Genomic DNA, 24,175 nt, shown 5'->3' on the forward strand with positions numbered 1-24,175 from the left:
CCTTGCCCAACCGTTCTGCGCTTCTCTGGTGGATCGTCGCGATCCTGCTGGCCGCGCTGCCCCACGTGATGATCAACTCGGCCGTTCCCCATGTCGGGATCTGCGCTTTCCCGGGAGGTGAGGCGTCGTTCACGGGCCCGGCCCCGGCGATCATGGGTCTGGTGTTCTTCGCGCTCGCCGCACTGCTCCCCCTGCTCCTGATCGGCCTGGCGGCCGCCGCGCGGCGGCCGGGACCGCACCGGCACACGGTCCCGGCCGGAGTCGGAGCCGGTACGGCCTGCGCGACGGCGGTCGCCTACGGCTACTCCTCGGCGCTGGTGATCGCCGACTGCCCGGCGGATTCGCTGAGCACGGGAGCCGTGATGCTCTTCTACGGGTGCGTCGGAGGGTGCGTGGCGCTCGCGGACCGGGCCGGGCGCCCGGACGCGCTCGGCGGTGCTTTGCAGGAGCCGCCTGCGGAGTGGTCGCGCAGGCGCGCGCTGCCGGCGGCGGCGGTGGTCGCGGCCGCGCTGCCGTCCCTGGTCAACGTCGCGACGGGCGGGGTCGCCTGGATCGACGTCGGGGCGCTGCCCGCGCCGTACCGGGGGTTCCTCACCGGGACCGGTCTGGAAGCCGCCGGCATCACCGCCGACCGGCTGATCGGCCTCGGTCTGATGGCCGTGGTGGTGGCCGCCGCCGTGGGCGGGGGCCGCCGGGCCCGGCGCGCCGCCGTCTCCGTTCTGGTCACGGTCTCGGTGATCGGCGTCCTCTTCACGGAACCGCTCCTGGGAGCCATGGCCCCGGATGTCGAACAGCCCCCCGTGTCGGCGGACGCCCTGCGCCTCCAGGAGGAGTTCTCCATGGGATTCCTGGAGGGCAGCATCCGGCTGATGCCGTCCATGGGCGCGGCCGTCTCCCCGGCCTGGTTCAGCCTCGCGTACGGCATCGCCGCGGTCCTGGTGCTCCTGCACGCCCGCCGGGCCCCGGACCGGCCGCCGCGGTCCGGCACCCGTCCGGGACGGGGCGCCGGACGGTCGTGGAAGCCGGCGTGGAAGCCGGCTACGCGGCGGTCGTGAGACGGCCCTCGCGCAGGGACAGACGGGTCCCGGTGAAGCCGCTGCGGAACCTGCGGTCGTGCGAGACCACCACCAGCGCCCCTCGGTACTCCGCCAGCGCCTCCTCCAGATCCTCCACCAGCGCGAGGGACAGGTGGTTGGTGGGCTCGTCCAGGATCAGCAGGTCCGCCGGGCGGACCACCAGCCGGGCCAGCTCCAGCCGCCGCCGCTGGCCGACCGAGAGCGCCGCCTCGGGGCGGGCCAGGTCCTCCCGTGTGAACAGGCCCAGGGAGAGCAGCCGGTCGGCGTGCTCCTCGGGCGCGCCCGGCAGTCCCTCGGCGAAGGCGCCGAGCACCGTGCGCCGGGAGCAGGCGGCGGGCAGCTCCTGGCGGAGGTAGCCGATCCGCCGGGGCCGGTGGACCTCTCCCTGCTCCGGGACGAGCTCGCCGGCCAGGACCCGGAGCAGGGTCGTCTTGCCGGCGCCGTTCGGCCCGGTCACCAGCATGCGCTCCCCGGGGGCGAGGCTCAGGCTCTCGACGTGCAGCCGGTCTCCGACCCGGACGCCGTCCATCGCGGCGACGGGACCGGTGCCGGGCCCCCGGGAGAGTTCGCCGGCCGCCCCGCGGCCGGCGGAGGCGTCGGTCGTGCCGATCGCGGCGGTGAACCGGAGCGGGTCCGGCGGGCGCGGGACCGGGTTGTCCGTCAGGCGGCGCAGGCGCTCGCGGGCGTTGCGGACCTGACCGGACAGGCCCGCCTCGTGGGAGCGGCGATGCCCGGCGGTCCTGGGCCGGTCGTCGGAGCGGACGCTGGCGGCCAGTCTCCGCGCCCCCGTCTCCGCCAGCTCCGTCTGCCTGGCGATCTCGGCGAGCCAGTCCTGATACTCCTGTTCCCTGCGCCGCCGGGCGGACGCCTTGGCGGTCAGGTAACCGTCCCAGCCGTCGCCGTAGCGGGTGACCGTACGGAGATCGACATCGAGGATCGCGGTGGCGGTCCGTTCCAGGAAGGCCCGGTCGTGGGTGACGGTGACGACGACGCCCCGGTGGGCCCGGAGCCGGTCCTCCAGCCAGGACACCGACTGCTCGTCGAGGTGGTTGGTGGGCTCGTCGAGCAGGAGCAGCTCCGGCTCGGCGGCCAGGACGCACGCCAGCGCGAGCCGGGACTGCTCGCCGCCCGACAGGGTGCCGAGCGCGCGCTCCCGGCCGATGCGCGCCAGGCCGAGGGCGTGCATGGCCGCCTCGACCCGCGCGTCGGCCTCGTAGCCGCCGCGCGCCTCGTAGGCGGTGAGCAGGTCACCGTAGGCGGCGAGCTCGTCGGCGGAGGCGTCGCCGAGGGACGCCTCCGCCTCGCGCAGACGGCGCTCCAGGTCGCGCAGGTCGTGCAGCGCGTGGTCGACGACGTCCTGCACCGTGCTGTGCGGGGGCAGGGCGAGGGTCTGGCCCAGGTGCCCCACGCCGCCGGGGGCGGTGACGACGAGCTCCCCTCCGTCGGGAGCGTCCTGTCCGGCGATGAGCCGGAGCAGGGTGGACTTGCCCGCGCCGTTCTCCCCGATCACGCCGACCCGTTCGCCGGGACGGACGGTGAACGAGACGTGGTCGAGTACGGCGCGGCCGTCGTATGCCTTGCCCACGTCTCTGAACGCGAGCTGGAACGAGGGGGAAGCGGAGATGGCGGCTGACGGTGACGGGCGGTGGCGAGCCATGGAGGACTCCGGGGAAGTGGGTCTGTCCGGTGGAGACGGCCCGTCCGCGGGAAAGCCGGGAGAACACGGGGCGCGGGCGCGAGGGCGCGGCGAACCCGTGGGAACCGGAGCGGCGGAGGGCCGGGTGATGGATGACGCGACGGCGGCACGTGCCGGAACGGCGGTGCCCGCCGGGAAACGGGAGCTCAGCTCACCGTGTTACAGGGACCTCAGCCTGTTCGCGTATCCGTAGAAAGACCACATGCGTCCCACCATACCCAAGGGGTCCGGGCCGGGGCCAGCCGAATTACCCGGGGCCCCGGCGGTCAGATCTCGCCCTTGGTCTCCAGCCGGGTCAGGGCCTTGGCCACCGGGTGGGCGGTCAGCTTGATCTGCCAGTCGCGGGCGCCCAGCTCCCGCAGGCGGGCCGTGACGGTCTCGTCGTCGATGACCGGGGGCGGCTCCCACGTCAGGCGGCGTACGGCGTCCGGCTGCAGGAGGTTCTCGGTCGGCATGTGGTGCTCGTCGGCGAGCGCGGCCACCACGGCCCTGGCCGCGGCCAGCCGCCGGGCGGCCACCGGGTCGCGGTCCATCCAGCGGTTGGCCGGCGGCGGCCCGTCGCCCGGGGCGCTGGGCTGGGGCAGCTGGGTCTCCGGGAGCGTCCGGGCCCTGTTGATCGCGGCCAGCCACTCGCGCAGGTGGCGGCGGGCGCTGCGCCCGGTGAACGGGGTGATGTCGGTCAGGGCCTTGGTGGTGCGGGGCTGCTCCACGGCGGCGGCGACGATCGCCGCGTCGGGCAGCATCCGGCCCGGGGCCAGGTCGGCCTCGCGGGCGAGCGCGTCGCGGAGTGTCCACAGCTCGCGGACCACGGCCAGCCCGCGCGTCGAGCGGACCTTGTGGATGCCGGAGGTGCGCCGCCAGGGGTCGGAGCGGGGGACCGGCGACTTGGTGGCCAGCACCCAGGCGAACTCCTCCCTGGCCCACTGCAGCTTCCCGCTGTCCTCCAGCTCCTTGTACAGGGCGTTGCGGAGCTCGACCAGGACCTCGACGTCGAGCGCGGCGTAGCGCAGCCAGTCCTCCGGGAGCGGGCGGGTGGACCAGTCAGCGGCGGAGTGTCCCTTCTCCAGCCGGAACCCCAGGACGTTCTCCACCATCATGCCGAGTCCCACCCGTTCGTAGCCGAGCAGGCGCCCGGCGAGCTCGGTGTCGAACAGCTCACGGGGGCGGAAGCCCAGCTCCGCCAGGCACGGCAGATCCTGGGAGGCGGCGTGCAGCACCACCTCGGCCCCGGCCAGCGCCGCGTCCAGTTCCGACAGGTCCGGGCAGCGGATCGGGTCGATCAGCGCGCTGCCGGCGCCCTCACGGCGCAGCTGCACCAGGTAGGCCCGGCCGCTGTAGCGGTAGCCGGAGGCCCGCTCGGCGTCCACCGCGACCGGGCCGACGCCCTCGGCGAAGGCGCGTACGACGCGGGCCAGCCCCGCGGCGTCGTCGATGACGGGCGGTATCCCCTCCCGGGGTTCGAGCAGTGGAACGATGGTCGTCTCGTCGGTCACGTTCTGAAGGGCTCCGGATCGTCGCGGCGGCGCGGCGACAGTGTCGCCACACCGGGTGGCAGAGGTGGGATGCCCGCCGCGAGGCACATCAGATCACACCATGCCGAGACATGTCCGGACAGGTCCTCTTCCAGAGGCGACCAGGAGGCACGCAGCTCCAGCTCCGTGGAGACCGGATCGTCGGCCTTGTTGCCGAAGCCCTCGGAGACCGCCCTGGTGACGGTGCCTCCCGCGGCGGCGTAGCCGGCGCCGTGCGTCTCGAGCGACTCGGTGAGCCAGCTCCACGCCACGGGGCCGAGCAGCGGATCCTCGGTGATCTCCGGCTCCATGTCCGCCCGGACGTAGGCGACCAGACGGAACTGGCCGTCCCAGCCGCGCTGGCCGTCCGGGTCGAAGAGCACGATGAGGCGGCCCACCGCGAGCTCGTCGTCGTCGCGGTAGACCGACGCGCCGATGGCGGCGGAGTAGGGGGCCAGGCGCTGCGGCGCCGGGATGTCCTCCAGCTCGATCTCGGGTCTGACCTCCGCCGGGCGCAGGCTGGCCACCGCGCGCCGGAAGGCGGCGGGAGCGGGCGGTGCATCACCGAGGGTCATATCGGAAGGGTAGGCCGGAATGGAGCGCATGGGGACCACTGGGGTGTGTGGAGAAGCCATAGGGGCCGATCAAACCGACACCGTCGGCCGGACGGCCGGGACGCCCGGGAGATCGAAGATCAACGCGTGCCCGCACTCGGCGCAGGCCCACTCGGGGCACTCGCCCGGCTCGTGGCCGTCGGGGCAGGGGGGCTGCTCGAAAACCCGCTCCCCGGCGCAGGAAGCGCAGTGCTCACCGCGGTGTTCGAGCGAACTCCACATCGTGGTCATCGCCAGCCTTTCGTCGGGTCGTGGTCCGACGGTGGCACGTCGCGCCGACAATTCCGCGCATCGTGCTCGGCGTGTCCCGAAAGTGGTGCCGGAATCGATGCCGCGCGGTGATTTGGCGAACATTTGGACCAGCGGAGGACCGACCCTGGTTCATCGATGGGGAAAACTGTACCCGGAATCATGATCGCTCCGCGCCTTCCCGGCCACTCGGATCGGTCGTGAGGGGTAGATCTTCGCCGGGGGAGCCTGAGGTCTGCCGGATGAAGCCCGCAAACCTCTATGACAGGGGCTTCATCATGCTTTGAAGGTATCTGTTGCTTCTCAAGTGTCTTGTTGTCTAATGTCCGATGATTTCGTGCAGGGCACGCCGTCCGAGGGGCGTGCGGTACGGACCGGCACCCCGGCATGGCACCCTGGGAGAGTGAATCCCGAGCTTGCCGACTCCCCGTTCCTGCGCGCCTGCCGCCGCCAGCCCGTCCCCCGCACACCGGTGTGGTTCATGCGCCAGGCAGGCCGCTCGCTGCCCGAGTACCGGGCCGTGCGCGGCGGGGTGCCGATGCTCACCGCCTGCGCCACCCCCGACCTGATCGTGGAGATCACGATGCAGCCGGTCCGCCGCTACGGCGTGGACGCGGCCATCTTCTTCAGCGACATCGTGGTACCGCTCAAGGCGATCGGGATCGACCTCGACATCAAGCCCGGCGTCGGCCCGGTGGTGGCCGCCCCGATCAGGGACGCCGCCGCGCTCCGGGCGCTGCGCCCGCTCGAACCCGGCGACGTCGCCTACGTCACCGAGGCCGTCCGCACCCTGACCGGGGAGCTCGGCGCCACCCCGCTCATCGGGTTCGCGGGCGCGCCGTTCACCCTCGCCTCCTACCTCATCGAGGGCGGGCCCTCCAAGAACCACGATCACACCAAGGCCATGATGTACGGCGAGCCGGACCTGTGGCACGCGCTGATGGACCGGCTGACCGAGATCACCCTGGGCTTCCTCCGGGTCCAGATCGACGCCGGAGCCTCCGCCGTCCAGCTCTTCGACTCGTGGGTCGGGGCCGTCGCGCCCGAGGACTACCGCGAGTTCGTCCTGCCCTACACCCGCCGCATCTTCACGGGACTGGCGGGCCTGGACGTCCCGCGCATCCACTTCGGCGTCGGCACCGGCGAGCTGCTCGGCCTGCTCGGCGAGGCCGGCGCCGACGTGGTCGGCGTCGACTGGCGGGTCCCGCTCGACGAGGCCGCCCGCCGCGTCGGCCCCGGCAAGGCGCTCCAAGGCAACCTGGACCCGGCGATCCTGCTGGCCCCCTGGGAGGCCGTCGAGCGCCGCGCGGCCGACATCCTGGAACGGGGCGGGAAGGCGGAGGGCCACGTCTTCAACCTCGGCCACGGCGTGCTGCCCGCGACCGACCCCGACCAGCTGGCCCGCCTGACCGACTTCGTGCACGAGACGTCCGCCCGCTGACGCCCCCGGGCGCCCCCGCTGCCCGACGGCGTCGGCTGCGCCCGCCGGTGATCCCCGTCGCCTCCCGGCGTTCCGGCGCTGAGGCTCCCGGACGCCCCGTGCCCCTGCGGGAGTCCCGCCGGATCTACGGCGCGGTGCGCGGACCCACCGGTTCCGGTTCCTCCCCGGGCTCCCCGGCCGCGGCGGTGCCCCCGCCGCCCGGCGGCACCGCGCCGGGACGCGGCGTCCCGTCCGGCGGGAGGCCGGGCGCGGGCCGGCTCCTCCGGCGGCGGAGCAGGAAGGCCACCGCCAGTCCGACCGGCACGATCACCAGCAGCCACGGGAGCAGCACGCCGAGGACCGTCAGGCCGATCCTGACGGCCGAGACGAAGGACTCCCAGCCGGTCTCCAGGCCGCCGAGGAAGCCGCGCGGCTCCTCCGCCGGCTCGGGAACCTCGGCCGCCGGGCCGATCAGGTTCAGCGTCAGCGTCGCCATGCCGGTCAGCGCCGCCAGTTTCTTCTGCCGGGCCTGGAGCGACTCCAGCTCGGCCTGGCGGCCGGCGATCTCCCGCTCGACGTCGAGTACCTGGCCGATCGTGTCCGCCCGCTTCAGCAGCGCGCGCAGCGACTCCAGCGCGGACTTCGCCGACGTCACGCGGCTCTCGACGTCGGCGACCTCCTCGGTCACGTCCTCGGTGCTCTGCTGGATCGACTCCCGCTCACCCAGTTCCTCGCCGAGCCTGCCGAGGGCGCCGGAGTAGCCCGCGGGCGGGATCTTGAAGACCAGGGTGGAGGACGCCTCGCTGCCGTAGGAGTCCGACTTCTCCTGGGCGAGGTAGCCGCCGGCCGCGGTGACGATCTGCTTGGCCTTCTCGGCTGCGGCGCCGACGTCCTTCGCCCGGACGGTCATCTGCGCGGTGTAGACGATGGCGCGGTCGGTCGGGACCACCTCCACCGTCTTGTCCTGCCCGCCGGGCCCGCTCTGCCCGGCGGTGCGCCGCCCGCTGCTCTCCGCGGTGTCGGCGGCGCTGTCCTCGGCGTCCCGGGCGCTCTCGGGGGCCGCGACGGAGGGCGCGGCCCCGGCCGCCGGAGCGGAGTCGCTCATGGAGTCCCCGCCGCTCCCGCACGCGGAGGCGAGCACCACCGCGGTCGCGAGGGCGATCGCCAGGCGCGGGCCGTACCGGAATCTGTTCATGTCCTTCAAGACGGACCCTCCGCAGGTCCGGTTTGGCGCGGGCAGTCACGATGCCGTCACGGTCTGCCTGCCACGAGGTCACGGCGGAGGCCAGGAACGCGGGGGGACACCGGTGACGGTACGGTCAGGAGTCATGGAAGGGAACCGGAGCCATGTGGTGGTGATCGGTGCTGGGATCGCGGGACTGGCCGCCGCGTGGCACCTGCGGCAGGGCGGTGCGGACATCCGGGTGACCGTCCTCGACGGCGCCGCGCGCATCGGCGGCAAACTCCACGCGAGCGAGGTCGCGGGCATCCCGGTCGACGCCGGGGCCGAGGCGATGCTCGTGCGGCGGCCCGAGGGCAAGGACCTGGCCAAGATGGTCGGCCTCGGCGACGAGCTGCGGCACCCCGGAGACGCCCAGGCCGCCATCCTGACCCGCGGCGCGCTCCGGCCCCTGCCGAAGGGGCAGGTGATGGGGGTCCCGTCCGACCTGGCCGCGCTGGCCTCCTCGGGTGTGCTCACCCCCGGCGGTCTCGCCCGCGTGCCGATGGACCAGATCCTCCCCGCCACGCTCATCACCACGGACGTCTCGGTGGCCGCCTACGTCCGCGCCCGCATGGGCGGCGAGGTGGTCGACCGGCTGATCGAGCCGATCCTCGGCGGCGTCTACGCGGGCCGGGCGGAGGCGCTCTCCCTCGACGCCACGATGCCGAGGGTCGCCGCCGCGGCCCGCACCGAGCGTTCCCTGCTCACCGCGGCCAGGAAGATCGCCGGGGAGACGCCCAAGGACGCCGGGCCCGTCTTCGCGACCCTCCGCACCGGCATGGGAAGCCTGCCCGAGGCCGTCGCCGCCGCCTCCGGCGCGGAGATCAGGACCGGCGTGACGGTGCGGGAGATACGCCGTACCGCGGACGGTTGGCGTCTGATCGCCGGGCCCGTGCCCGATCCGGAGGTCATCGAGGCCGACGCGGTGATCCTCGCCACGCCCGGCCCCGCGACCGGCCGCCTGCTCGCCGACGAGGTTCCCAAGGCGGCCGCCGAACTGGCCCGGATCGAGTACGCCAGCATGGCCGTCGTCACCCTCGCCTACCCGCGCGCGGCCTTCCCGGCCCCGCCGCCGGGCAGCGGCTACCTGGTCCCGCCCGTCGAGGGGCGCCCGGTCAAGGCCGCCACGTTCAGCTCGATCAAGTGGCCGCACCTGGCCGAGGCGGACCCCGGCGTGATCGTGCTGCGCTGCTCGATCGGGCGGCTGGGGGAGGAGGCGCTGCTCCAGCGTGACGACGCCGAGCTGGTCGCCCTCGCCATGGCCGAGACGGCCGAGGTCGTCGGGGTGCGCGGGCTGCCCAGGGACTCGCGGGTGACCCGCTGGGGCGGAGCCCTCCCGCAGTACAACGTGGGTCACCTGGACCGGGTCGCCCGCATCCGGGCCGCCGTCGCCGCCCAGCCCGGTCTGGCCCTGTGCGGCGCGGCCTACGACGGCGTCGGCATCCCCGCCTGCGTCGCCACCGCCCGTACGGCGGCGGCCCGGATCCTGGACTACCTGGACCTCGCGGGGAGACGGGGCGATTCCCCTGCCGGGAGGACCGGGCACTCTCCCGGATAGGTTTGACTGGCAGAGAACCTGACCGGATCCGGATCCCGGACGGGACCGGACTTCTGACGAGAGGGTGAGGACGACGGACGCGAACCCGCGGCCCAAGGCGCGTGACCTGAACCAGGTGATCCGCTACACGATGTGGTCGGTCTTCAAGCTGCGCGACAACTGCCCGGGGAACCGGGAGGGCCTGGCCGACGAGGTCGAGGACCTGCTGGCGCAGCTGGCCCGCAAGGACGTCGTCACCCGCGGTGTCTACGACGTCGCGGGGTTCCGCGCCGACGCCGACTTCATGTTCTGGTGGCACGCCCCCACGGCCGAGGACCTGCAGGAGGCCTACTCCCGCTTCCGCCGCACCGACCTGGGACGGCTGACCGAGCCGGTCTGGTCGGCCATGGCGCTGCACCGCCCGGCGGAGTTCAACAAGTCGCACATCCCGGCCTTCCTGGCGGAGGAGGAGCCCCGCGGCTACGTGAGCGTCTACCCGTTCGTGCGATCCCTGGAGTGGTACCTCCTGGACGACGCCGACCGCCGCCGGATGCTCGCCGAGCACGGCATGATGGCCCGCGACTACCCCGACGTGCGGGCCAACACCGTCGCCTGCTTCGCCCTGAACGACTACGAGTGGATGCTGGCCTTCGAGGCCGACGAACTGCACCGGATCGTCGACCTCATGCGCACCCTGCGCGGGGCCGAGGCGCGGCGGCACACCCGCGAGGAGATCCCCTTCTACACCGGCATCCGCAAGCCCGTCAGGGAGCTGATCACGGCCCTGCCGTAAGCCGGAAGCGGACGTCCTGCCCGAAACGCCCGGCATCGTGCCGGATCTTTGTCATACTCGGGGGAAATCTCCTGTCTGTGTGAGGACGACGGTGACGAGGGGCGAAGAGCTGGCACGTTCCGGGCGGCGCCGGGGTGCGCGCCGGAGGAGGAAGGCCCGGACCCGGGTCATGGAGGTCTCCGTCGGGGCCGCGGCGGCTGCCGTCATCGGGCTCGTCGTCGGCGCGACGCTCCTGCGGGCGGATCCGGGGGTGGGCGCCACGGCGGAGAGCGGTCCCCGGGCGGGCGTCGTGACGGGGACGGGCCCGGCGGCTCCGGGCGGGGCGATGCTCTCGGGGGAGTCCGCGGAGCGCAGGACGCCGTCCGCGCCGCCGGGAGGGGCGCCCTCGGCGGGCGGCACCGGCCCGGGCGCGTCCGGCGGCTCCGGGGATTCCGGCGCGCCGGGCAAGCAGGACTCCGGCTCGGCGAAGGGCGTGGGGAAGGACCCCGGGAAGATTTCCAAGGGCTCCGGGGCGGAGGAGAAGGAGCGCGGCCAGCGGGAACGGGAGACCAGGGCGGAGGGGCCGTCCAGGCACACCGACGCGGAGGCCGTGGCCTACTTCCAGCGGAGCGAGGCGGCCAAGCGGGTGAAGGACATCCGTACGGTCGGTGGATATCTCCGGATATATACGGATCTGCCGGAGTCGGCGGACAACTCCCGGCAGGCCCTGGAGCTGTGCGAGACGGGACTGGAGTATCTCGAGGAGCGCGGCGTGGCGGACCCGGTGATCTTCGTTCAGGCGGAGTTCGGCGAGAACGGCAACCCCGTCCTGGCCAACGTGCTGGGCCCGGGCGACTCCAACTGCCGGGTCACCCACCCTGAGCCCGGAGGGTGACGGATCCCGGGGACCGCCCGCCCCGGGCTCGGAGGGCGGGCGCCGGGGGTCACTTCACCCGGACGCGGGTCTTGCCGCAGACCGTGCAGCGCTGAGTGATCACCCTGCCGATGGTCTCGATGATCTCCCATCGGTGCCGGAGGTGCACGGGGACTCCTCACCTGAAAGATCACGCTGCGAATGTGGCCGCGTGCTGTACGTGAGGGACTTTACTCGCGCGTGATGGGCGCGTCCCTCCCGCTGCGGTCATGTCGAGGTGCCGCCTGCGAGCGGTGCGGGGCCGGAGCGTGGGCGCCGCTCGCATCATGGCGTCAGCCGGTCTGCTCCAGCCGGAGTGAGACCGAGTTGATGCAGTAGCGGTCGTCGGTGGGGGTGGCATAGCCCTCGCCGTGGAACACGTGGCCGAGGTGGGAGTCGCATCGCGCGCAGCGGACCTCGACGCGGACCATTCCGAGCGAGCGGTCCTCGATCAGGGTGACGGCGTCCGAATCGGACGGTTCGTAGAAGCTGGGCCAGCCGCAGTGGCTGTCGAACTTGGTCTCGGAGCGGAACAGTTCGGCGCCGCAGGCGCGGCAGTGGTAGACGCCCACGGTCTTGGTGTCGACGTACTCCCCCGTGAAGGGCCGCTCGGTGCCCGCCTGGCGGAGCACCCGGAACTCCTCGGGAGAGAGCTGGGCGCGCCATTCGGCGTCGCTCTTGACCACCTTTTCCATGTCCCGCACTCTACGCGACGGTCTGGACCGGGAAAAAAATCTTGGAGCTGAAGCATCCCTTCGTGCCCGATTTAGCGTCTTTGTTGACGTGGAGGGTTTCCGCCTTCCAGATAGGGGATGAGATCATCCGTCCGGCCGCCCGGGAGAGATGGGGACGGCCGGGAAGCCGCCGGCCGGGTGGCGCGCCAGCGCCCGGCGACGGGGAGCGAGGATGGTCGCGAGGTCCGTCCCGTCGAGAGCCCGGTCCCGCCTCCGCGGTGACTCCGGGACGGACCGACCCCCGGGCGGGACCGGCTGGTAAGTGACGGGTTACGCTTCGATCACATTACTTGACTCTAGGTCCAATAATAGCGAAGCTCTGCCGTGAATCGGGGCACAGGGAGACCATCGGCACCGGGAGCAGAGCTGTGGCTATCACAGGAGCGCGCCGTCTCGCGGCGGCGGGTGCGGTGACGGCGTTCGTGGTCGGGGGCGTCAGCACGGCGGCCGGGATCGGCACGGCCACCGCCCAGGCGTCCCGGCCGGGCGGGCCCGCCGCCGCGGCCACGTGCGAAGACCTGTTGCCGTGCGAGTCCTCCTCGGGAGACTTCACGCCGGACGACCCCCCGGAGCCCGACGGCGGGGTGGACGACGACCCGTGGGCCGACGGCGACCCGGTCGACAACCCCTCCTTTGTGGGCGAGGGCCCCTCGTCGCCGGGTGAGACGTTCTCCGGAGAGCCGGACTCCCCGGACTCCGACAGCTCCTGGCCGGAACCCTCCGCCGACGAGAGCTTCGCGAGCATCCCGCTGCCGGGCAGGTCCGGCTCGGGCGAGAGCTGGTCGGCGGCTCCGGGCGAGACGGTCTCCAGCGGTCCGGCCTCCCTGCCCGCCGGCCCGTGGGGACCGGCCGACGCCGGGAAGCGGAAGGTTCCGGCCGGAGCCCCGCAGACCGGGGCCGGCGGCCTCGCCGCCGACCCCGCCGCCTGGCCCTTCGCCGTGGGGGGCGCGGCCCTGCTGGTCGGCGCGGGGCTTGCCGGTTTCGCCGTGCGGCGCCGCCGGACGGGTGAAGCGTAGCCGGTGCCCCTGAGCCCCTCCCGGATCCAGCGCCTCGCTCTCGGCGGGGCGGCCGTGGCCACCCTGGCCGGGGTCCTGCTGATCTGGGTCGGCATCAGCGGCATGATCTTCGATGGGAGCTCCGGCCCGGCGGCGGCGCGCTCGCCGGTGCCGACCAACGTCCCGCGCCGCCCGCCCGTCCTGACCGAGCCCGCCGACGTCCTGCTCCGCACGTTCGCCCGGCCGATGAACAGGTCCGTCCCCCAGGCGGTCTACATTCCCAGGATCGGCGTGGCCGCCCCGCTGATGCAGCTCGGTCTCGACTCCCGGGGCGCCATCGAGAACCCGCCCCTGGCCCCGGCCAACATCGCCGGCTGGTACCGCCACGGCCCCGCCCCGGGCCAGCGCGGTCCCGCCGTCATCACCGGGCACCTCGACACCAGCACCGGCCCCGCGGTCTTCGCCCGGCTCGACAGGGTCAGACGTGGCGACCAGATCCAGGTCATGCGCTCCGACGGCTCCGTGGCGGTCTTCGTGGTGGACAAGCGCGAGCACGTCGCCAAGAAGGACTTCCCCACGGCCCGCGTCTACGGGGACGTGGACTATCCCGGCCTCCGGCTCGTCACCTGCGACGGCGTCTTCGACCGTACGGCGCACAGCTACAAGGGCAACACGATCGTCTACGCGCACCTGGTGCGGGCCTACCACCCGCCCGGGTGAGACCGGCCCGGAAGCTCGGCGCATGGCTGCGAGAGCGCTCTCTTAGATACGACTTAAATGTTTCTTAATGGGGTATCTCTTCGGAGAGCGCTCTCACTAGGCTGCCCGCGCCGACAACCGATCGAGGAGCCGCCGATGCCCGCCCCCCGCAAGACACTCCACCGGCTCGCCGCTGTGGCCCTGGCCGTGCCCGCCCTCCTGGCCGCCGCCCCGGCCCCGGCGACGGCCGCATCGGGAACGACGACGGCGGGAACGGCGGCGCAGGCCGCGCCGCCGAGCCTGCTGCCGCTGACCGTCACGAACCGTTCCGGCCGCGGAGAGCGGACCTACGTCTACGTGCTCGGCACGGATCTCGCCACCGGCAGGCTCGGGTACGCGAACGCGAGCGGCGCGTTCACTCCGTGGCCGGCCGGGTCGATCCCGCCCAGCCCCGCCCCGGACGCCGCGATCCCCGGCCCGGACCGGGGAGCGGCCAAGACGCTCAGGCTCCCGCTCGGCATGTCCGGCCGGGTCTACGTCTCCTTCGGCGCGAAGCTCACGTTCTTCCTCACCCCCGACGGGTTCGTGCAGCCGGCCCCGTGGGCGCCGGGCGACGCCAACCGTGACATCCTGTTCGACTGGACCGAGTTCACCTACAACGGCGGCGGCCTGTGGCTCAACACCTCGATGGTGGACATGTTCAGCGTCCCGCAGGCGGTCGAGGTGACCGGTGCCGACGGCGTCCGCGAACGGACCGGGGACCTGGTGGCGAACGGCCGTGAGCGCATCTTCGACGCGCTGGGGAACCAGCCCGGAGACTGGGCCAAGCTGATCCACCGCCGTGCCGACGGGATGCGGCTGCGGGTGCTCTCCCCGCACAAGGGCATCGACACCGGCCTGTTCGGCGCCACCTACCTGGACGGCTACATCCGCTCCGCCTGGGAGACCTACCGGAGCAGGACGCTGACCGTCGTGCCGTTCGAGAACGAGCCCGGCAAGAAGTTCCTCGGCCGTACCGACGCCTCCGGCGTGATGCACTTCACCGACGGCTCGGGCGCCAGGGTGGCCTCCTTCCCCCGGCCCTCGACCAAGGACGTCTTCGGCTGCGACGGCAGGCTCCACGCGCCCAACGACTCCGTGGTCGGGCCGATCGCCCGCACGCTCTGCGCGGCGCTGCACCGGTCCACGCTCGGCTACCTGCACACCCAGCCCACCACGGATCCCGGCCAGTTCTACAAGCGGGCCGTCACCGACCACTACTCCGGGAAGCTGCACGCCCACTCGGTGGACGGCAAGGCCTACGGGTTCGCCTTCGACGACGTCGGCCACTTCGAGTCCCTCGTCCACGACGGCTCGCCGAGGTCCGCGGGGATCACGCTCACGCCGTTCTGAGGCCGCCGGCAGCCGTCGCGCCCTCGGCCGGGGAGGCTCAGGGATCCCTCGGCAGGCCGAGGGCGCGTTCGGCGATGATGTTGAGCTGGACCTCGGTGGTGCCGCCGCCGATGGTGAAGGCGCGGGTGGTGAGGATCATCCGGTTCCAGTACCGCGAGGCGGGCTCCAGCGACCAGCAGAACTCCGAGATCGCCTGGGAGTGGCGCATGCCGAGGAGCTTGCGGACGCTGGAGGCGGTCCCGGGGTCGCCGCCGGACAGCTGGGAGAGCGTGACCCGCAGGCCCAGGGCCGAGATGGCCTGCCCCTCGGCCCACATGCGCCCGGCCTGCTCCACCTCCGCGGGGCGCAGCGCCTCCGGGCCGCCGAGCCTGCCGATCAGCGTGACCATGTCGGTGTGCCGGGAGCCCGGCCCCCAGGAGTCGCCGAGGGCGACGCGCTCGTGGGAGAGGGTGTCGCGGGCGACCTTCCAGCCGCGGTCGACCTCCCCGACCACCAGGTCGTCGGGGACGAAGACGTCGTCGAGGAAGACCTCGTTGAAGATCTCGTCCCCGTTGATCTCCTTCAGCGGGCGGACGGTGACCCCGGGGGAGGACATGTCGACCAGGAAGTACGTGATGCCCTCGTGCTTGGGGGCGTCGGGATCGGTCCTGGCCAGGCAGATGCCCCAGTGCGCGTACTGGGCCAGGGAGGTCCAGATCTTCTGGCCGCTCAGCGACCAGCCGCCCTCGACCCGGACGGCCCTGGTGGACAGGGACGCGAGGTCGGACCCGGCGCCGGGCTCGCTGAACAGCTGGCACCAGACGATCCCGCCGGTGAAGGTCTCCGGCAGGAATCGCTCCTGCTGCTCCCGCGTGCCGTACCGGACGATCGACGGCACGGCCCAGGCGGCGATGCCCAGGTTGGGCCGTTTGACGCCCGCGGCGCGGAACTCCTGGTGGATGACGACCTGCTCCAGCGGGGAGGCGGCGCGGCCCCACGGCTCCGGCAGGTACGGCATGATCCAGCCCTCGGCGGCCAGCCGGGCCGGCCGGGTGAGCGGCTCCTCGGCGGCCAGCGACGCGACGGCGGCCCGGACCTCCTCCCGGAACGCCCCGGCCTCCCGCGGCAGGTCCGGCTCCATGTCCCTGCGGACCCCCTCGCAGGCCAGGCCGGTCACCCGCCCGGCCCAGTCGCCGGGCTTGCCGCCCAGCGCCCGCAGGGACAGCGCGCGGCGGTAGTAGAGATGGGCGTCGTGCTCGTAGGTGTAGCCGATCCCGCCCAGGACCTGGATGGCGTCCGCCGCGCACCGGACGGCGGCGTCCGGCGCCAGCACCCCGGCCACGGCGACCGCCAGGAGGGCGTCGTCCTCCGGCCGCCCGCCGGGGGCCGTGACGGTGGAGGAATCCCCGCCCGGAGGCGCCGCGGCCGGAGGACTCCCCGCTGAGGCGTCCCGCCCGTCGAGGGCGCGGGCGGCGTCCCACACGGCGGCGCGGGCCTGTTCGAGCGCGACCAGCATGGCGGCGCACCGGTGCTTGACGCCCTGGAACTGGCCGATCGGGCGGCCGAACTGCTCGCGGACCCTGGCGTGGTCCGCGGCGGTGCGCACCGCCCAGGCGGCCACGCCGCACGCCTCCGCGCCGAGCAGGACGGCGGCCAGGCCGGTCACCAGGGCGATGGTGACCCCGTCCAGCACCCGGTCGTCCGGTACGGCGCGCGCCGAGACCGACGCCAGCGGCCGGGTCAGGTCGATCCCCTCCAGCGGCGCGGTGGCGCAGTCCGCGCGGTCCAGGGCGGCCCACCGGCCGTCGGAGAGCGGCAGGACGAAGAGGTCCGCGCCGGGGGAGCCCAGCGCGGTCACGGAGACCCCGGCGCGCTCGTCCGGCGGGGTGGGACGGGCGGCGCGGGAGCCTGCGGGCACGACGACGGCGGCGGCCAGCTCGCCGCGGGCCAGGGCCGGGAGCAGGCCGTGCGCGGATCCGGCGCGGGAGATGACCGCGGAGGCCAGGACCGTGGGGAGGAAGGAGCCCGGCGCGCAGCGCTCGCCGAGCGCCTCCAGCGCCACGGCCAGCTCCATCAGGCCGCCGCCCTGCCCGCCGTACTCCTCGGGCAGGTGCAACCCGAACAGCCCCTGCGCGGCCAGCGCGGCGCGGAAGGGCTCGTGCTCCATGCCGCGCGGTGCGATGTGCCGCGCGGCGAAGCCGCGGACGGAGTCGGCCAGCGCCCGGTGTTCCTCAGTGATCCCGATGCCCATGGGCCGACTCTAGAACCATATTCGGTTCACCGTAAGGCCCGCGGGTCCCCGGACTTCGGCTCCGATCCCGCGGGGCCGGGTCCCGCGATCCCCAGTCCCGCGATCCCCAGTCCCGCGGGACCCGATCTCAGGCGCCCGGGCTCGGGCGGCAGGGCTCAGGTCTGGATGATCGCGGCCTTCTCGCGCGTGTACTCCAGCACCGCGTCGTGCCCGTACCCGGAGTCCTTGATCCCGCCGAACGGCAGCCCCGGCGGCATCTGCCGGAAGGTGTTCACCCAGACCGTCCCGCTCTGCAGGTCGCGGACGAACCGGTGGGCGCGGCCCAGATCGCGTGTCCACACGCCCGCCGCCAGGCCGTAGGCGGAGTCGTTGGCGATCGCCAGCGCCTCCTCGTCGGTGTCGAACGGGATCGCCACGGCCACCGGGCCGAAGATCTCCTCCTGGCAGATCCGCAGGGAGTTGTCGGAGGTGGTGAACAGCGTCGGGGCCACCCAGTAGCCGCCGGGCAGCGACGGCACCACCTCGGCCCCGGTCCGGCCGCCGAACACCATTTCGGCGCCCTCCTTCTCGGCGATCTCCAGGTAGGAGGTGACCCGTTCGTACTGCCCCGCGGAGACGATCGGCCCCATCGTGGTCGCCATGTCGAGCGGGTCGGCCAGCGTGACGTGGGAGGCGATGGCGGTGATCCGCTCGATCATCTCGTCCCAGACCGGGCGGTGGATCAGGATGCGGGACCCGGCCACGCAGACCTGTCCGGCGTTGCCGGTGTAGACCGAGTCGACCGTCACGCCCCGGGCTGCGGCGTCGAGGTCGGCGTCGGCGAAGACGATGTTCGGGGACTTGCCGCCCAGCTCGAAGGTGAGCGGCTTGAGGGCGTCGGCGCTGGCCCGGGTGATGGCCTGGCCGGTCTGGGTGGAGCCGGTGAGGCTGACCTTGTTCACCCCCCGGTGCCGGACCAGCGGGTCGCCCACGTCCTCGCCCAGGCCGCTGACGATGTTGAGCACGCCGGGCGGGAACGCCTCGACCAGGAGTTCGCCCAGGCGCAGGACGGAGGCGCTGGCCTGCTCGGCCGGCTTGACGATGACGGTGTTGCCCGCCGCGAGCGCGTAGGCGGCCTTGGCGGAGAAGGTGGAGACCGGGGAGTTCCACGGGATGATGCACACCGCCACGCCGTACGGCTCCCGCCGGGTCAGGCCCAGGCTGTCCGGCCCGAGGATCACCGTGTCGCCCTTGACCGCGTCCAGAGCCTGACCGGCGGCGATCTGCCACAGGTGGGCCATGCCGGGCAGGTCCTTCTTCAGGGTGTCGCGCAGGATGCGCCCGTTGTCGGTGGTCTCGATCCTGGCGAGTTCCTCGGCGTGCCGGGTGAAGACCTCGGCGACCTGGCGCAGGAAGCGCGCCCGGCCGAGCGCGGGCATGCCCGACCACATCGGGAACGCCTCCCGGGCCGCCGCCACGGCCGCGTCGGCGTCGGCCTTGCCTCCGGCGGGGATCCTGGCCCACACCTCCCCGGTGGCCGGGTTGACCGAGTCCAGGGTGCGGCCGTCGGCGGCGGGCACCAGCCGCCCGCCGATCAGGTTGCGGTACTCGTTCACGCTTCAACTCCCGCGTCAGCCGTACGGAAACGTGACCAAGCGTACGCTTGCTTGATGTGGGAGGGGAAGGCGGACTCCTACCGCTCCCGGCCGCTTCTGGAGAAGGCGATGTTCACCCCGGCGATGCCGCCCCAGACGAACAGGAGCAGATAGGAGGCCTCCATCGCGACCAGGGGGAGGGCGATCGTCGCCGCCACGCCCAGCACGATGGAGACGATCGCCAGGGCGAGCCGCTGCCCGGCGGCCACCGTGGGGTTGACGGCAGGGGTCAGCTTGCGGGACTGGGCCTCGATGCGCTGGTCGACCCGGCGGTCGATCTCCAGGTCCACTTTCTCCAGGAAGCTCTCGACCAGGGAGTCCTCGAACTCGGGACCGAGGTCGCGACGGGCTGCGACCGTTGCGCGCAGCTCGTCACCGGGGGAGGAGGATGACGTCATGGTCGAGATATATCGCTTCTACCCGGTTTCTGTCCACCGATCCGGATCTTTCGTCAGTGAGGTTCCCGGACGTATCTGGTGAACAGGAAGCCCTGCTCCTCGATGACGTGCGCGAGCCGGAGGCGGGAGAGCGCCCCGGGACCGTCGAGGATCCGCGAGGAGGTCCCGCCGACCAGCATCGGGCTGACCGTCAGGCAGAGCTCGTCGACCAGCCCGGCCGCCGCGAGCTGCCCGTTGAGCGTGGCCCCGCCCTCGCACAGCACCCGTCCCAGCCCCCGATCGGCCAGCTGCCTGACCGCCGCCGCCAGGTCCACCCGGTCGTCCCCGGCCACGATCACATCGGCGTGCCGGGCGACCTCCGCCCGCCGCTCCGCGGGCGCGGCCCCGCAGGTGACGACGATCGTGCGCGCGTCCGGCTCCGCCTCGGTGAACAGCGGGGAGGACAGGTCCAGCTCCAGGCCCCGGGTGACCACGGCCACCGGCGGGGCGGCCGGACGGCCCTCGCGCAGCCCCCGCCACGACTCCCGGGGCCGCGCCGGGCCGTACCCCTCGGCGCGGACGGTCGCCGCCCCCGCCACGACCACGTCGGCCAGGCCCCGGAGCACCCCGAAGATCCGCTTGTCGCCCCTGCCGGACAATCCGCCCGACAGGCCGTCCAGCCAGGTCCCGCCGTCGGCGCTGGCCACCATGTTGACCCGCAGGCACGGGCCCTCGGGGTAGGTGTACAGGCGGGCGAGGTCGGGATCGGGGGCGGGCTCGCCGGCGGTCACCGGATGGATGAGGCGCATGCTCCAACCCTGTCACAACGCCGGTTCCACCGGATCCGGCATCCCTCCCATAACGGATTCGACGTCCAACGGTGACTTCAGCCGACTCCCGTTACATGATTCGCCATAAGAGATCAAGGAGGACCGTGTGGGGCTGATCACGATCGTGACGTGGTTGATCACCGCGATGGTCGGCGTCTACCTGCTCTATCTGTGGTTGTCCGGCGGCGGCCTGCGGCAACAGGCGGCGAAGGTCACCCGTTTCCCCACCGCGCTGATCTTCGCGCACCCGATCCTGGCGGTCTCCGCGCTGGGATCCTGGATCGCCTACGTGCTCACCCTGGAGAAGGTCTTCGCCTGGCTCTCGTTCGGCGTGCTGGCGGTGGCGGCGCTGCTGGGCTTCGTCATGTTCACCCGCTGGCTGGGCGGCGGGCGCCACGCCCGCGGCGCCGAGAGGGGCTTCCCGATGGTCGCCGTGCTGCTGCACGGCCTGGCCGGGGTGACGACGTTCGTGCTGGTCCTGCTGACCGCGGCCGTCGCCACCGACGCCTAGCCGTATCGCCCCGCTCAAGCATGCGGAGGCCGCGAGGGTGGTAGACCGCCTGGTGGGGGCCGTCCCGGAGACGGGGCGAGAAGGGGGCAGCACATGACCACGATGGTGTTCATCCACGGGCGCGGGCAGGAGGGCCGGGACCCGGACGCCCTGCTGGGCGAGTGGCGCGCCGCCCTGGCGGCGGGACTGGTCGCGGCCGGATTTCCCGACACGGGCCGGACCGCGGCGGTCCTGCCGTACTACGGCAACGTGCTCCACCGGGTCACCGGCGAGACGGCGAAGCTCGGACAGCCGATCGAACTGGAGACCATGATCGGGAGCGATCCCGAGGAGGCCCCGTTCCACCCGTACCTCACCCGGGAGGCGGGGGAGATCGAACGGCGGCTGGTCCTGGAGATGGCCGTCGCGGGCGGCGCCCCGCCGCAGGACGAACTCGAAGGGCTCGACGACGTCCTGTCGTGGCGGCCCGCCCGCAACGCGCTCACCTGGCTGTCCCGCAGCACCCGGGTGGACCGGGAGATCATCAAGGCGTTCCTGCAGGATGTGGCGGTCTACCTGAGTCACGGCAGGCAAGCGGTTCTGGACGAGGTCCGGGCGGGGACGCCCGCCTCCGGCGAGATCGTGATCGTGTCCCACAGCCTCGGCACCGTGGTCGCCAGGGACCTGCTGGAGGACGCCGGTCTCCGGCACAGGGTGGTGCTGTGGGTGACGGCCGGCTCCCCCCTGGGACTGCCCACCATCCAGCGCAACCTCCTGTCGAAGGGCGCCCGCAACCCGGGGGTGGACTGGGTGACGGCCTACGACGTCAACGACGTCGTCGCGCTCGGCCATCCGCTGGCGAGGGACTGGGGCACCCCGCTGCGGGAGGTCGAGGTCGACAACGGCCCGGAACCGCACGCCGTCGAGAGGTACCTGCTCCACGCGAGCGTCGCCGGGCCGATCGGCCTCGCCCTGCGCCCGGCGGGTTAGTCCCGGGAGCAGCAGAGGACCTGCATGGAGCGGGCAGTCACCGCGATCACGGACTCCGGCGGCCAGAACTCGTCGGGGAAGGGGTCCTCCCGGGGGATGTCGTCGGCGGTGTCCAGCACCGTCCGCCACGTCGCGCCGTACCGCGCCTCGGGCAGGACGAAGGTCATGTCCTCGTGGTGGGCGTTGATCAGCAACAGGAACGAGTCGTCCACGATCCGCTCACCGCGCGGGCCCGGTTCGGTGATGGCCTGGCCGTTCAGGAAGACGGCCAGCGACTTGGCGTACCCGGTGTGCCAGTCGGCCGCCGACATCTCCCCGCCCGACGGGGTGAGCCAGACGATGTCCCGGGTGCCGTCGTCGGACCTGCGCCCGTGGAAGAACCGGCGCCGCTGGAAGACCGGGTGCTGGCGCCGGAGCGCCGACAGGGTCCTGACGAACTCCAGCAGCTCCTTCTCGGTGCGCACCAGCGACCAGTCGATCCAGGAGACCTCGTTGTCCTGGCAGTAGGCGTTGTTGTTGCCGCCCTGGGTCCGGCCGAACTCGTCGCCCGCCGGGAACATCGGCACGCCCTGGGAGAGGAACAGGGTGGTCAGGAAGTTGCGCCGCTGCCGGCGGCGGAGCCGTACGATGCCGGGATCCTCCACCGGGCCCTCGGCACCGCAGTTCCACGAGCGGTTGTCGTCGGTGCCGTCCCGGTTGTTCTCGCCGTTGGCCTCGTTGTGCTTGCGGTCGTAGGAGACCAGGTCGTTCAGGGTGAACCCGTCGTGGCAGGTGACGAAGTTGATCGAGGCGACCGGGCGGCGCCCGGAGGTGGCGTACAGGTCGGCCGAGCCGGTCAGCCGGGAGGCGAACTCCGGCAGCGCCGAGCCGCTGCCCCGCCAGAAGTCGCGGACCGTGTCGCGGTACTTGCCGTTCCACTCGGTCCACAGCGGCGGGAAGTTGCCGACCTGGTAGCCGCCGGGGCCCACGTCCCACGGCTCGGCGATCAGCTTCACCTGGGAGATCACCGGGTCCTGCTGGATCAGGTCGAAGAACGCGCTCAGCCGGTCGACGTCGTGCAGCTCGCGGGCGAGCGCGGAGGCCAGGTCGAAGCGGAAGCCGTCCACGTGCATCTCCAGCACCCAGTAGCGCAGCGAGTCCATGATGAGCTGGAGCGCGTGCGGGGAGCGCACGTTGAGGGAGTTGCCGCAGCCGGTGTAGTCGAGGTAGTAACGCCGGTCGCCGTCGTGCAGCCGGTAGTAGGCGGCGTTGTCGATGCCCCGGAAGCCCAGCGTGGGACCCATGTGGTCGCCCTCGGCGGTGTGGTTGTAGACCACATCGAGGATGACCTCGATGTTCGCCTCGTGCAGGGCCTTGACCATGGCCTTGAACTCCAGCACCTGCCCGCCGCGCTGCCCGCTGGAGGAGTAGGCGTTGTGCGGGGCCAGGTAGGCGATGGTGTTGTAGCCCCAGTAGTTCGTCAGCCCCCGGGCGACCATGGCGTGCTCGGGCACGAACTGGTGCACCGGCATCAGCTCCACCGCCGTCACGCCCAGGCCCAGCAGATGCTCGATGACCGCCGGGTGGCCCAGCCCGGCGTAGGTGCCGCGCTGCTCCTCGGGCACCGCGGGGTGGCGCATGGTGAGCCCGCGCACGTGCGCCTCGTAGATCACGGTCTGGTGGTACGGCGTGCGCGGCGCCCGGTCGGCGCCCCAGTCGAAGAACGGATTGATCACCACGTTCTTCGGCATGAACGGCGCGCTGTCGCCCCTGTTGCGCGCGCCCGGATCGGTGAACCGGTAGGAGAACAGCGACTCGTCCCAGACCAGGTCGCCCTCGATCGCCTTGGCGTAGGGGTCGAGGAGCAGCTTGGCGGGGTTGCAGCGGTGCCCGTGGGAGGGGTCGTAGGGACCGTACACGCGGTAGCCGTACCGCTGGCCCGGCATGATCCCGGGAAGGTAGCCGTGCCAGACGAACCCGTCCACCTCGGGCAGGTCGATCCGTTCCTCCCGGCCGTCCTCACTGAACAGGCAGAGTTCGACCCGCTCGGCGACCTCGGAGAACACGGAGAAACTGGTGCCCACACCGTCCCAGGTCCCACCCAGCGGATACGGCTCTCCCGGCCAGACTTCGCGCATGGAAACCTATTCTCCTCCCGTCCGGGGCCGTCGCAGGGTGTTGACCTTCTTGTCACCTTTACCGGGCCCGGGAAACGTGGCGCGCGCGTCCGGCCGGGCATTCCGCCCCACGCCGCCGGGAGAGGACCCCGGTCCGCGCGGCCGTTCCCGACCCGCCGGACGGCGTTCCGGGTGCGGCCGCGCGCGCCCCGGACGGGACACGCGCGGCCGCACCGGGCGGCGGGTCAGCTCAGCAGCTCGGCGTTGAGGCTGATCGTGGTGCCGGTCAGGGCCTTGCTCACCGGGCAGTTGGCCTTGGCGGTCTCGGCCGTGGTCTGGAACTGCTCGGCGGTGATGCCCGGAACCTGGGCGCGGACAGAGATGACGATCCCGGTGATGCCCTCGCCCGGCTGGAAGGTCACCTCAGCCTTGGTCTCCACGGACTGCGGCGGGGTGCCCGCCTGGGCCAGCGCGTGGGACAGGGCCATCGAGAAGCAGGAGGAGTGGGCGGCGGCGATGAGCTCCTCGGGGGAGGTCTTGCCGTTGGCCTCCTCGGCCCGGGCGGGCCAGGACACGTCGAACGTGCCAATTCCGGAGGAGTCCAGCGAAACCGTGCCGGAACCGTCGAGCAGCGCGCCCTTCCACTGAGTCGTCGCGATGCGCGTCGTCGCCATGGCGGTATCCCTTCGATCGTTCAG

Annotated in this window: 22 protein-coding genes; 10 read left to right on the plus strand and 12 right to left on the minus strand. The window is 72.8% G+C overall.

The annotated features are described in order from the left end of the window. Positions 1-2 precede the first annotated feature (2 nt). On the plus strand, positions 3-1,055 hold the full coding sequence (locus IEZ08_RS04195) for a hypothetical protein (protein WP_189241702.1): 1,053 nt from the start codon (positions 3-5) through the stop codon (positions 1,053-1,055). On the opposite strand, the gene abc-f is transcribed toward IEZ08_RS04195, so the two are convergent. The 4 genes from abc-f to IEZ08_RS04215 form a co-directional block, all read right to left on the minus strand. Next, positions 1,039-2,733 (minus strand): ribosomal protection-like ABC-F family protein, encoded by a 1,695-nt coding sequence (abc-f, locus tag IEZ08_RS04200; protein WP_189241703.1) that lies wholly within the window; start codon positions 2,731-2,733, stop codon positions 1,039-1,041. The two genes, IEZ08_RS04195 and abc-f, sit on opposite strands and share 17 nt — an antisense overlap. A gap of 305 nt (positions 2,734-3,038) precedes the next feature. Further along, the gene (locus tag IEZ08_RS04205) at positions 3,039-4,265 is read right to left on the minus strand and encodes an HRDC domain-containing protein (protein WP_189241704.1); all 1,227 of its coding nucleotides are present in this window, start codon (positions 4,263-4,265) and stop codon (positions 3,039-3,041) included. Further along, positions 4,262-4,858, minus strand: a complete 597-nt coding sequence (locus IEZ08_RS04210; protein WP_068924857.1) for a DUF3000 domain-containing protein — start codon at positions 4,856-4,858, stop codon at positions 4,262-4,264. The genes IEZ08_RS04205 and IEZ08_RS04210 overlap by 4 nt, the downstream gene beginning before the upstream one ends. A 69-nt stretch (positions 4,859-4,927) precedes the next feature. Then, complete coding sequence (locus IEZ08_RS04215; protein WP_141704152.1) at positions 4,928-5,128, minus strand: hypothetical protein; 201 nt, start codon at positions 5,126-5,128, stop codon at positions 4,928-4,930. A gap of 421 nt (positions 5,129-5,549) precedes the next feature. Here IEZ08_RS04215 and hemE point away from each other — a divergent pair, with 421 nt between their 5' ends. Next, positions 5,550-6,587, plus strand: coding sequence for a uroporphyrinogen decarboxylase (hemE, locus tag IEZ08_RS04220; RefSeq protein WP_068924855.1), 1,038 nt, complete (start codon positions 5,550-5,552; stop codon positions 6,585-6,587). Between the two features lie 124 nt (positions 6,588-6,711). Here the strand turns inward: hemE and IEZ08_RS04225 are convergent, their stop codons facing one another. Next, positions 6,712-7,761, minus strand: a complete 1,050-nt coding sequence (locus IEZ08_RS04225; RefSeq protein ID WP_068924853.1) for a DUF4349 domain-containing protein — start codon at positions 7,759-7,761, stop codon at positions 6,712-6,714. 133 nt (positions 7,762-7,894) lie between these two features. Here IEZ08_RS04225 and hemG point away from each other — a divergent pair, with 133 nt between their 5' ends. The 3 genes from hemG (at position 7,895) to IEZ08_RS04240 (ending at position 10,992) form a co-directional block, all read left to right on the plus strand. Further along, positions 7,895-9,346 carry a protoporphyrinogen oxidase gene (gene hemG, locus IEZ08_RS04230; RefSeq protein WP_068924851.1) on the plus strand — a complete coding sequence of 484 codons (1,452 nt, stop codon included), beginning with the start codon at positions 7,895-7,897 and terminating at the stop codon, positions 9,344-9,346. 64 nt (positions 9,347-9,410) lie between these two features. Next, positions 9,411-10,118 carry a hydrogen peroxide-dependent heme synthase gene (gene hemQ, locus IEZ08_RS04235; protein ID WP_068924849.1) on the plus strand — a complete coding sequence of 236 codons (708 nt, stop codon included), beginning with the start codon at positions 9,411-9,413 and terminating at the stop codon, positions 10,116-10,118. Between the two features lie 169 nt (positions 10,119-10,287). Then, a complete protein-coding gene (locus IEZ08_RS04240; protein ID WP_068924847.1) occupies positions 10,288-10,992 on the plus strand; it encodes a hypothetical protein in 705 nt (234 codons plus the stop codon). A gap of 311 nt (positions 10,993-11,303) precedes the next feature. On the opposite strand, the gene msrB is transcribed toward IEZ08_RS04240, so the two are convergent. Further along, positions 11,304-11,705, minus strand: coding sequence for a peptide-methionine (R)-S-oxide reductase MsrB (gene msrB, locus IEZ08_RS04245; protein ID WP_068924845.1), 402 nt, complete (start codon positions 11,703-11,705; stop codon positions 11,304-11,306). Between the two features lie 407 nt (positions 11,706-12,112). Here msrB and IEZ08_RS04250 point away from each other — a divergent pair, with 407 nt between their 5' ends. From IEZ08_RS04250 to IEZ08_RS04260, 3 genes are all read left to right on the plus strand, one after another. Continuing rightward, positions 12,113-12,760, plus strand: coding sequence for a hypothetical protein (locus IEZ08_RS04250; RefSeq protein WP_141704150.1), 648 nt, complete (start codon positions 12,113-12,115; stop codon positions 12,758-12,760). 3 nt (positions 12,761-12,763) lie between these two features. Then, on the plus strand, positions 12,764-13,459 hold the full coding sequence (locus tag IEZ08_RS04255; protein WP_084780404.1) for a class F sortase: 696 nt from the start codon (positions 12,764-12,766) through the stop codon (positions 13,457-13,459). A gap of 135 nt (positions 13,460-13,594) precedes the next feature. Further along, entirely contained in the window at positions 13,595-14,830 is a 1,236-nt protein-coding gene (locus tag IEZ08_RS04260; protein ID WP_068924841.1) for a beta-1,3-glucanase family protein, read from the plus strand. A gap of 37 nt (positions 14,831-14,867) precedes the next feature. Here the strand turns inward: IEZ08_RS04260 and IEZ08_RS04265 are convergent, their stop codons facing one another. The 4 genes from IEZ08_RS04265 to IEZ08_RS04280 form a co-directional block, all read right to left on the minus strand. Then, positions 14,868-17,060 (minus strand): acyl-CoA dehydrogenase family protein, encoded by a 2,193-nt coding sequence (locus tag IEZ08_RS04265; RefSeq protein ID WP_068924839.1) that lies wholly within the window; start codon positions 17,058-17,060, stop codon positions 14,868-14,870. Between the two features lie 155 nt (positions 17,061-17,215). Continuing rightward, on the minus strand, positions 17,216-18,655 hold the full coding sequence (locus IEZ08_RS04270) for an aldehyde dehydrogenase family protein (RefSeq protein ID WP_068924837.1): 1,440 nt from the start codon (positions 18,653-18,655) through the stop codon (positions 17,216-17,218). Positions 18,656-18,732: 77 nt separating this feature from the next. Continuing rightward, positions 18,733-19,092, minus strand: coding sequence for a hypothetical protein (locus tag IEZ08_RS04275; protein ID WP_068924835.1), 360 nt, complete (start codon positions 19,090-19,092; stop codon positions 18,733-18,735). A 53-nt stretch (positions 19,093-19,145) separates the two neighbouring features. Continuing rightward, positions 19,146-19,880 carry a pyrimidine reductase family protein gene (locus IEZ08_RS04280; protein WP_189241705.1) on the minus strand — a complete coding sequence of 245 codons (735 nt, stop codon included), beginning with the start codon at positions 19,878-19,880 and terminating at the stop codon, positions 19,146-19,148. 127 nt (positions 19,881-20,007) lie between these two features. Between IEZ08_RS04280 and IEZ08_RS04285 the strand changes: the two genes are divergently transcribed. Both IEZ08_RS04285 and IEZ08_RS04290 read left to right on the plus strand, forming a co-directional pair. Beyond that, on the plus strand, positions 20,008-20,412 hold the full coding sequence (locus IEZ08_RS04285; RefSeq protein ID WP_068924831.1) for a hypothetical protein: 405 nt from the start codon (positions 20,008-20,010) through the stop codon (positions 20,410-20,412). A gap of 93 nt (positions 20,413-20,505) precedes the next feature. Next, positions 20,506-21,381 (plus strand): lipase family protein, encoded by an 876-nt coding sequence (locus tag IEZ08_RS04290; protein ID WP_189241706.1) that lies wholly within the window; start codon positions 20,506-20,508, stop codon positions 21,379-21,381. On the opposite strand, the gene glgX is transcribed toward IEZ08_RS04290, so the two are convergent. Both glgX and IEZ08_RS04300 read right to left on the minus strand, forming a co-directional pair. Next, the gene (glgX, locus tag IEZ08_RS04295; RefSeq protein WP_068924828.1) at positions 21,378-23,498 is read right to left on the minus strand and encodes a glycogen debranching protein GlgX; all 2,121 of its coding nucleotides are present in this window, start codon (positions 23,496-23,498) and stop codon (positions 21,378-21,380) included. The two genes, IEZ08_RS04290 and glgX, sit on opposite strands and share 4 nt — an antisense overlap. Before the next feature lie 224 nt (positions 23,499-23,722). Further along, positions 23,723-24,151, minus strand: coding sequence for an OsmC family protein (locus IEZ08_RS04300; RefSeq protein ID WP_068924826.1), 429 nt, complete (start codon positions 24,149-24,151; stop codon positions 23,723-23,725). Positions 24,152-24,175: the final 24 nt, after the last annotated feature.

Source organism: Planobispora rosea, assembly GCF_014648175.1.
Classification (GTDB): Bacteria; Actinomycetota; Actinomycetes; order Streptosporangiales; family Streptosporangiaceae; genus Planobispora; species Planobispora rosea.

Excerpts from the sequence above, each read along its gene's own strand:
- abc-f (WP_189241703.1), bottom strand. The coding sequence starts at position 2,733 with ATGGCTCGCCACCGCCCGTCACCGTCAGCCGCCATCTCCGCTTCCCCC.
- IEZ08_RS04210 (WP_068924857.1), bottom strand. The coding sequence starts at position 4,858 with ATGACCCTCGGTGATGCACCGCCCGCTCCCGCCGCCTTCCGGCGCGCG.
- IEZ08_RS04215 (WP_141704152.1), bottom strand. The coding sequence starts at position 5,128 with ATGACCACGATGTGGAGTTCGCTCGAACACCGCGGTGAGCACTGCGCT.
- IEZ08_RS04225 (WP_068924853.1), bottom strand. The coding sequence starts at position 7,761 with ATGAACAGATTCCGGTACGGCCCGCGCCTGGCGATCGCCCTCGCGACC.
- hemG (WP_068924851.1), top strand. The coding sequence starts at position 7,895 with ATGGAAGGGAACCGGAGCCATGTGGTGGTGATCGGTGCTGGGATCGCG.
- IEZ08_RS04240 (WP_068924847.1), top strand. The coding sequence starts at position 10,288 with ATGGAGGTCTCCGTCGGGGCCGCGGCGGCTGCCGTCATCGGGCTCGTC.
- msrB (WP_068924845.1), bottom strand. The coding sequence starts at position 11,705 with ATGGAAAAGGTGGTCAAGAGCGACGCCGAATGGCGCGCCCAGCTCTCT.
- IEZ08_RS04260 (WP_068924841.1), top strand. The coding sequence starts at position 13,595 with ATGCCCGCCCCCCGCAAGACACTCCACCGGCTCGCCGCTGTGGCCCTG.
- IEZ08_RS04265 (WP_068924839.1), bottom strand. The coding sequence starts at position 17,060 with ATGGGCATCGGGATCACTGAGGAACACCGGGCGCTGGCCGACTCCGTC.
- IEZ08_RS04275 (WP_068924835.1), bottom strand. The coding sequence starts at position 19,092 with ATGACGTCATCCTCCTCCCCCGGTGACGAGCTGCGCGCAACGGTCGCA.
- IEZ08_RS04280 (WP_189241705.1), bottom strand. The coding sequence starts at position 19,880 with ATGCGCCTCATCCATCCGGTGACCGCCGGCGAGCCCGCCCCCGATCCC.
- IEZ08_RS04290 (WP_189241706.1), top strand. The coding sequence starts at position 20,506 with ATGACCACGATGGTGTTCATCCACGGGCGCGGGCAGGAGGGCCGGGAC.
- glgX (WP_068924828.1), bottom strand. The coding sequence starts at position 23,498 with ATGCGCGAAGTCTGGCCGGGAGAGCCGTATCCGCTGGGTGGGACCTGG.
- IEZ08_RS04300 (WP_068924826.1), bottom strand. The coding sequence starts at position 24,151 with ATGGCGACGACGCGCATCGCGACGACTCAGTGGAAGGGCGCGCTGCTC.